Source organism: Pseudochrobactrum lubricantis, assembly GCF_041929865.1.
Classification (GTDB): domain Bacteria; phylum Pseudomonadota; class Alphaproteobacteria; order Rhizobiales; family Rhizobiaceae; genus Pseudochrobactrum; species Pseudochrobactrum saccharolyticum.
The window spans coordinates 1-737 of sequence record NZ_JBHEEE010000051.1 but is presented as its reverse complement, the minus strand read 5'-3'; the positions used below and the strand labels follow the sequence as shown (position 1 = coordinate 737).

General features: G+C 52.0%; 1 protein-coding gene. It reads left to right on the top strand.

Annotated features, from left to right (window positions below; genetic code table 11):
* Window positions 1-102: 102 nt before the first annotated feature.
* Window positions 103-737 (top strand): type IV secretion system DNA-binding domain-containing protein (locus tag JNC80_RS19990; protein WP_376711422.1); only part of this gene is annotated, 635 nt, incomplete at its 3' end.

Sequence of the window (737 nt, the reverse complement as noted above, 5' to 3'; positions counted from 1 at the left end):
TTCTGGAAGGCTTCAACCTGCCGGATACATCTTGAGCAAGCTGGCTATCCGGCGGTTTCGCAACTTTCGCGAAACCTTCTTTTGATCTGGACGCCCATCTTGATGGCGTTCGCGATCGCCATTTGGTTTGTCTATGAAAAGTGGCTGCGTATCAGGCACCAGGTCATAGTTTCAGGCATGGTTGTCGAGAAGATGGATGCGCTTCTAAAGGCTGCTGCTTACGAGCAAAAACATAACCAGTATGCCAAGTCGCCGGGCATTCATATGTTCAACGGCTGGCGTTACACATTGCAACGCGAAACGAACCATACTTTCATTTTAGGGGCTCCCGGTGGGGGCAAGACCGTTACCTTCCGCCGCATGATCAACTCTGTTGTTGAGCGAGGCGATAAAGCCATTATCTTCGATGAAAAGGGCGACTACACCAGCATCACACCCAACTCGATCCGCAACGGCGTCGAGGTCTCACCTATCTTGCTTGCGCCGCAGGATGAGCGATCAGCGGTATGGGATATTGCTTCTGATCTGGTGAACTCACAGGATGCGGTTGAGCTTGCGCAACGTCTCATTCCTGATGATGGTCATCCCTTCTTTACGGCATCGGCACGCGCCGTTTTATCTGGCTGCGCCATCAAGCTGATGGACATTAAACCGAAGGAATGGACGTGGCTCGATCTGCTCAATGAGACAAGGCAGGATCAGGAAACCTTGCTGCGTATAATGCTGCGCTATCAGCG